Below are 6,366 nucleotides of genomic sequence, written 5' to 3' on the forward strand. Positions count from 1 at the left end.
AAGAATGAGCAGCTTTCAAATAGGAGATCACGTCATTGCTGAGTATAAGACTGGGGTTTATTATGGGGAAGTAGTGGAAATGTCGAGTACGATGAAAGCGGCAGTACGCATCTTGGCTGTAAAAGAACATCCAACACAAGGGGATTTGCATAATCCGATGGACCCAAACGTTGCTTTTTTTCATCAAAGACGGGCGTTATCGTTCCAGGAGATTGCTTTAATGCCAATTTCAACGATACGTTCCTATGCGGGCGCAATTCCCGAATATCAAGTATCACTGGAGAGAGCGCTAATGGCTCAAATCTCTAAGCTGTCGGAAATGGAAGCATGGGCTAGGCGCTCTCTTCAGGAGCTTAGTCAATTGCAGCAAGAATATTTCCCAAAGTCGAATTAAGAAACTTCTAAATACAATTTTGTGCCGTCGTTATACTTGAAAATAGCGACATCACCAATGATCTCGATGAGCGAGATCATTTTTAATTTGCGGCGAAATTCGAAATGAAGTTCAAACTCCTTCAGCTTACTGGACAACAATTCCATATGTGAACTGCGATGTGTGAAATTAAGCACGGGAATGGATTTGTTTTTGAATTTAATGGTAACTGCTTGCATGTTAAGCCCTCCTTCACGTCTTCCATCTGGAAAAAGCACCAGCTGGTCTACATATTTAGGATACATTTCAAATGTTAAGTATGTTTGAGACAAACTATTAAAAAAGTTTTAGCATCTTATTATATGTAAAGAATAGCGAGAGAGGGCTAGTTCCCAAAGAATCTTTTAAAATTAATCGGAATACCCGTCTGCATTTGATTCAACGGAGCGATAGATTGGCGGTTGCGGGGAAAGATAAGCACAATTATAATAAGAAAGATTGTAATCAAACATGTTTTTGGGGGGATTTAGATGACAGCAGGAAAACCAATCAGAATCGGGATTATCGGTTCCGGAAACATCGGAAATGTACATATGGAAGTGATGCAAAAAGTGCCGGAGGCAGAAATTGCCGCGGTAACGGATGTGTACTTACCACTCGCAGAGGCCAGAGCTAAGCAGTATAACATTGAGAAGGTATATGAAAGTTCGGACAAGCTTCTCGCTGATCCAAGCATTGATGCAGTTGTTATTGCTGTATCCAATGAGTGGCATGCGCCTTTAGCTATCCAAGCTTTAGAAGCAGGTAAACATGTCATGCTGGAGAAGCCTATGGCGCTTAATCTCGAATCGGCCAGACAAATTGTAGAAGCAGAGCGCAAGGCAGGCAAAGTGTTGATGATTCCACATCAGCTGCGTTGGGAGGTTCTTTCACAGGCTGTCAAACAACAGGTGGATAAAGGCGCGCTAGGGCATATTTATCATGCCAAAGCAGGCTGGATGAGACGTAAAGGGATTCCGGGCTGGGGAACCTGGTTTACACAGATGGGGAAATCCGGCGGCGGTCCGTTAATTGATCTGGGTGTACATATGTTAGATCTATCCCTCTATCTGATGGGGAATCCAAAACCGGTTTCGGTTTATGGGGCAACCTATGCGGAATTTGGTCCGCGCAAAAAAGGAATCGGCTCTTGGGGGACACCGAACTGGGAAGGGCAATATGATGTAGAAGATTTGGCTACAGCGTTGATTAAACTCGATAATGGTGCAACCCTATCGCTAGATGTCAGTTGGGCCGCACTTATCGAAACAGATAGCCAGCCTTACGTGCAGCTGCTTGGTTCCGAAGGAGGCGCTTCGATTCGCGGCAATAAAGGGAAACTTCTCGCAGAAATGTTTGATCGCGAAGCGGATGTGGATCTGACAGTGCCTGAGCTGGACGAAGGGCCTCGTGTGCGTATGTTGAGACATTTCCTATCATGTATCGAAAGCGGTCAACAACCAATTACCTCTGTGATGACAGGTTATACGAATAATTTAATCTTAGATGCGATTTACCAATCCTCACAAACCGGCAATGAAGTTAAATTGAATTGGGACATCGAGTAGACAGGGGCTGCAGCAAGTGAATTGGGAGTTATTTAGCATCATCGGGACAATCGCTTTCGCAGTCAGTGGAGCGATTGTTGCGATGGAAGAGGAATATGATATTTTAGGGGTCTATGTTCTTGGGCTCGTAACGGCATTCGGCGGCGGTGTCATTCGAAATTTGCTAATTGGCAAACCCGTCGTTTTGCTGTGGGAGCAAGGGTTATATTTTCAAATCGCCTTATTTGCTATGACTTTAGTTTTCTTGATGCCTGTCAAATACATCCGGGTGTGGAAGACGTGGGAAGCTTTCTTTGATGCTATCGGTTTGGCAGCCTTCTCCATTCAAGGTGCGTTCTATGCAACGAATATGGGGCATCCTTTAAGTGCTGTCATCGTAGCAGCCGTATTAACGGGGATTGGCGGCGGAATGGTCCGGGACGTACTGGCTGGCCGTAAGCCGCTTGTACTGAAAGACGAAATCTATGCCGTATGGGGCATGCTGGCCGGTGCGTTGGTTGGTTTAGGTTGGTCGCAAGGAGCTTGGCAGATATCCGTGCTTTTTGCACTTATCGTCATTTTGAGAATGTTATCCGTATTTTATAAATGGAAGCTGCCAAAACGTTCTTTGCGCAATGCAATCGTGGGATCAACGCGTAGATCAGACTCATAGCCTACCGCTAAATACCTGGATACATTTTAAAAAATCAAGATGAGGAGAGAGGTGATTAAAAATGGAACAGGAAGCATCATTTCTTCATCATCAAAAGATTTCCGCTGAAACGATGGCCGCACGCATTGTTCCTGTAAAAGAATTGCTTCAAACAGAATTGGATCTGTACGAAGTATCCAAAGATTCAGAAACGGGTGAGCATTATCTTCATTATGCTTACATGCACCGCGATTTCACGAATACCGGAGAGCCGGAGTCGTTTCATTATTTGCTGCCGATTGACAGCGATGATGTGCTCGGAATGATTTTTGGAGAGCAGGGTTATGCGTATCCGGAGTTTTGGCGTAAAGCTTTTCTGCGCAACGGCCCGGAAGGTTTTTACATCTGGTTCGACCCCACGCATGAAGCGGAGCAGTCAGAGGATGAAGCTATCGCTGCGGATTTGCTAAACAAGCTGAGAGCTTTTAAAGAAAACGGTTCGGCTGATCCGGATGCGGTTCGTAAATTGCTCGAAGAATTGGACGAAACTCGTAATAAAGAAGATTAGGATGTTGTTAAAGCCTGCTTGCCAATGAATCAATTGGCGGCGGGCTTTTTTTATTATTTAGTAAAAAAGGGGATAAATGACCATATTAAAGCTAATCGTTATTTTTCAGGAAGGAGGGTGAAATGATGAGTATAGAGGCATATCAATTCGCTAATCTAGGGGCACATGAAGATCTGTTGGAAGATCTACGCAGGCTTGAATCCCGAATGAGAGAGCAATTGGGGTATGAAATCTCCTTAATTGCTTACACACCGGAAACGAAGGACAGCAGGAAGAATTAAAGAAAGAGGGGGGAGCTTTTTTATGAGAAAAACGTTGATTCAACTTACACTTTCGATCGTGTTAGTAAGCACAGCCGCTGGCTGTACCGCCGCAAGTCCGAACAATCATGCAGGAGCAAGTTCCTCAAATCCGAATGCTGGCTCATGGGATACGAGTCTCAGGAACAATGAGAATTCTTCACTAGGCGCTAAAAGTGTCAATCAATCCCCGCTGCCATCGATGCGGCCGTCTACGATTGACAACATTAAAGCGCACACGAATACACATTTGACGATGAACCGTGATTTGGCAGATAGCATTATTCAAGCGGCTCACCTCGGGAACACAGCTGTTGCATTTACGGATAACAACATTTATATTGCGGTAGATATGGGCGGGATGCAAGCCATGGGTGCCGATAATGACGGTATGAAAATGCTTAGTAAAACAAACGACCCGGAAACCGGGGCTGGGTTATTCGGTTCGGGAGCCGGATCCCAGATGGATTGGCTCTCGGCCAAGCCATTGCCGCCAGAAAGCGCCAGCGCCATACGGAGTTTGCTGACACGGATTTATCCGGAAGCGAATATCTTCATTTCTACGAACCCGCATTTCGTGAACCGCATGATGTATTATGATGCTCAGCAGCAAAACAACAAACATATGGATACGTATCTCAACGAATTTAACACCATGATCCAATATGCATTCCCAAGCTATTCCACGGGCCAAAGAAACACGCTGCCTTAAAATAAAACGAAGTGCGAAAGGTTCACACATCTCCCTCAGCTTCCTGCTGAGGGTTTTGTCATAGTTTTCGGATGGTCCACGAATTAGAAAAAAAGGAGTATGACGATGATTGGGAAGAAGGCTGTGTTTGATCGACATGACACGTCAACATTTATAAATGAGCAATAAATTTAAAGTTCGAGCTTACTGCAGTTCACGCCAATGTGACTATGTACATCCCGATGATGTCGTTCAAGCTATTAATGGTGAAACCTCCTATGCATTGGCGCAGCTGTATAACGAGTTGCCATCCAAGCCAATCTGCCCCAAATGTGGAGAAGCGATGGCATTCTACTCATATTCGGTTATCGAACAACCGTGGCTGCCTTGAAAGGCTTGACAACGTTAGCTTTCCTGATAAATAGTAAGAGAACAAAGGAATCAGGAGAGGAACATTAGCGAATATGTTAACAGAAGCTATACCGCAAGAAATCCGTGAGCAGCTGGAACAAAAGAGAGGACAGACGAACGCAACCGCAGAGGATGCGAAATTAATCGGGGCAGCTGCCTTTGAGGCGCCTCGGGAAGATATTTTGATCGATAGTGTTATTGCGCTTTTTTTGGGTAAAAATGTCCTGCTCAAAGGCCCGACAGGCTCGGGGAAAACGAAGCTTGCCGAGCATGTTTCGGCGATTTTTAATCAACCGATGCATGCCGTGAATTGTTCAACGGATTTGGATGCCGAAGCTTTACTCGGGTTCAAAACGTTGTCCCATGACGAGCAGGGGCGTTCACAGATTGTTTTTATCCCTGGCCCTATTATGAAAGCGATGACGAAGGGACATTTTCTATACATAGACGAAATTAATATGGCGAAACCGGAGACCTTGTCACTTATCAACGGTGTTCTGGATTATCGGAGATCGATTACGAATCCATTTACCGGAGAAGTCATCACCGCTCACCCTGATTTCAGAGTGGTTGCTGCGATTAATGAAGGCTATATGGGAACCGTGCCGTTGAACGAAGCATTGAAAAACAGGTTTGTGACCGTGGATATTCCTTATTTGCAAGGGGAAGCGTTGTACAAGCTTTTGAAAAGCAAGTCTGTTTTGCGTGACGACAAGCAATTGAGAACTTATGTGCAGCTATCGGCTGATTTGTTAACCTTAATCGAGATGGGGCAGCTGCCTGATGAAGCGGGGTCGATCCGAGCCTTGCTCGATGCTTGTGATCTTACGGCTTATATTCCGCCGATGCGAGCAGTGGCGAGAGCAATTGCCGACAAATTGGAGGATGAAAGGGAACGTGCGGCTGTGATCAATGCGGCTGAAACGTTATTTTAAGCCATGTTTGTAGGAAAAATAAGTATGCTTGAGGATAAAATCGACGCTATGCTGCAAATGCAGTTGGTCGATTTAGCCCGCATGTTCACAAAACGCAAGGAGCTTGAGGTGGAAGCCGCCTTTCACGCTGATTATGAAGAAAGATCGGCCCGTATGACCGTTAGCCAGTTCTGGTGGGATTATCCGCCACTGGATAAAGCTGCGGGGATGAAAAGCGATGTCTATCTCCGAGGCATTGGAACAGCATGGTTTACCAGCGCAGAGGCTGTAAAGTCCTACCTCAAGGGTAGTCAACAAGCATCCCTCCCCAAGCTGGCAAACTCGCTTTTTGCCTTGTGTGAGGATATGCGTTTGGAGCGTATTTGCCGTGCGCGCAGACCCGGGACGACGCGAGTATTCGCTGTGCGGCACCGTATTTATGGAGCTTTTTTTGGTCATAAATTGCGTGCGCATTTGAGTAAAGGCGAACTGGCCGATGCCGTCCTTTTATTGATTTACGGCTGGTTTACCGGAGCGGAGTGGAGCGCTGCGGAAAGCGTTGGTTTGAATGCGCGGCTCACATCGTTATATCCGATTCTGGAAGGCATCGAGGAAGCCGAACATACGGCCCAAGTGGCAGCTGGCTGCGAGGAAATGATGGACTCGCTATCTTATTGGCTGGATAGAGATGCGAGTTCCGCTTATTTCTGGATGCAGCCGGGGGGCGGCGTGGCGGAGCCGCTGCCCGCGAGGTATCAAGGCGAGCTGAAGCGCGCTAAGCGGCTCGCCAACGATGATGTGCTCCCCGAGCAGGACGGGGAGCGTCAATTGCCGGGGCAGGAGCGCCTGCCGACCTGGCACCGCGAAAGCAG

Annotated in this window: 8 protein-coding genes and 1 pseudogene; 8 read left to right on the plus strand and 1 reads right to left on the minus strand. The window is 46.4% G+C overall.

The features are described from left to right. The first annotated feature begins 4 nt into the window (after window positions 1-4). Entirely contained in the window at window positions 5-394 is a 390-nt protein-coding gene (gene kapB, locus PCH02S_RS08005; protein ID WP_246068988.1) for a kinase-associated lipoprotein B, read from the plus strand. Here kapB and PCH02S_RS08010 read toward each other — a convergent pair. Further along, a complete protein-coding gene (locus PCH02S_RS08010) occupies window positions 391-612 on the minus strand; it encodes a hypothetical protein (RefSeq protein WP_127451768.1) in 222 nt (73 codons plus the stop codon). The genes kapB and PCH02S_RS08010 overlap by 4 nt on opposite strands. A gap of 291 nt (window positions 613-903) precedes the next feature. Here PCH02S_RS08010 and PCH02S_RS08015 point away from each other — a divergent pair, with 291 nt between their 5' ends. From PCH02S_RS08015 to PCH02S_RS08040, 7 genes and pseudogenes are all read left to right on the plus strand, one after another. Further along, window positions 904-1,980: a Gfo/Idh/MocA family protein gene (locus PCH02S_RS08015; protein WP_127451770.1), complete on the plus strand. Its 1,077-nt coding sequence runs from the start codon at window positions 904-906 to the stop codon at window positions 1,978-1,980. A 16-nt stretch (window positions 1,981-1,996) separates the two neighbouring features. Further along, the gene (locus PCH02S_RS08020) at window positions 1,997-2,632 is read left to right on the plus strand and encodes a trimeric intracellular cation channel family protein (protein ID WP_127451772.1); all 636 of its coding nucleotides are present in this window, start codon (window positions 1,997-1,999) and stop codon (window positions 2,630-2,632) included. Window positions 2,633-2,693: 61 nt separating this feature from the next. After that, a complete protein-coding gene (locus PCH02S_RS08025; RefSeq protein ID WP_127451774.1) occupies window positions 2,694-3,179 on the plus strand; it encodes a hypothetical protein in 486 nt (161 codons plus the stop codon). Window positions 3,180-3,304: 125 nt separating this feature from the next. Further along, on the plus strand, window positions 3,305-3,460 hold the full coding sequence (locus PCH02S_RS35620; protein ID WP_164819477.1) for a hypothetical protein: 156 nt from the start codon (window positions 3,305-3,307) through the stop codon (window positions 3,458-3,460). A 22-nt stretch (window positions 3,461-3,482) separates the two neighbouring features. Next, window positions 3,483-4,190, plus strand: a complete 708-nt coding sequence (locus PCH02S_RS08030) for a hypothetical protein (protein ID WP_127451776.1) — start codon at window positions 3,483-3,485, stop codon at window positions 4,188-4,190. 443 nt (window positions 4,191-4,633) lie between these two features. Further along, entirely contained in the window at window positions 4,634-5,515 is an 882-nt protein-coding gene (locus PCH02S_RS08035; protein WP_127451778.1) for an AAA family ATPase, read from the plus strand. A gap of 24 nt (window positions 5,516-5,539) precedes the next feature. After that, window positions 5,540-6,366: pseudogene (locus PCH02S_RS08040) on the plus strand (nitric oxide reductase activation protein NorD); the annotation flags it as partial.

The organism is Paenibacillus chondroitinus NBRC 15376 (assembly GCF_004000765.1).
Lineage (GTDB): Bacteria > Bacillota > Bacilli > Paenibacillales > NBRC-103111 > Paenibacillus_E > Paenibacillus_E chondroitinus.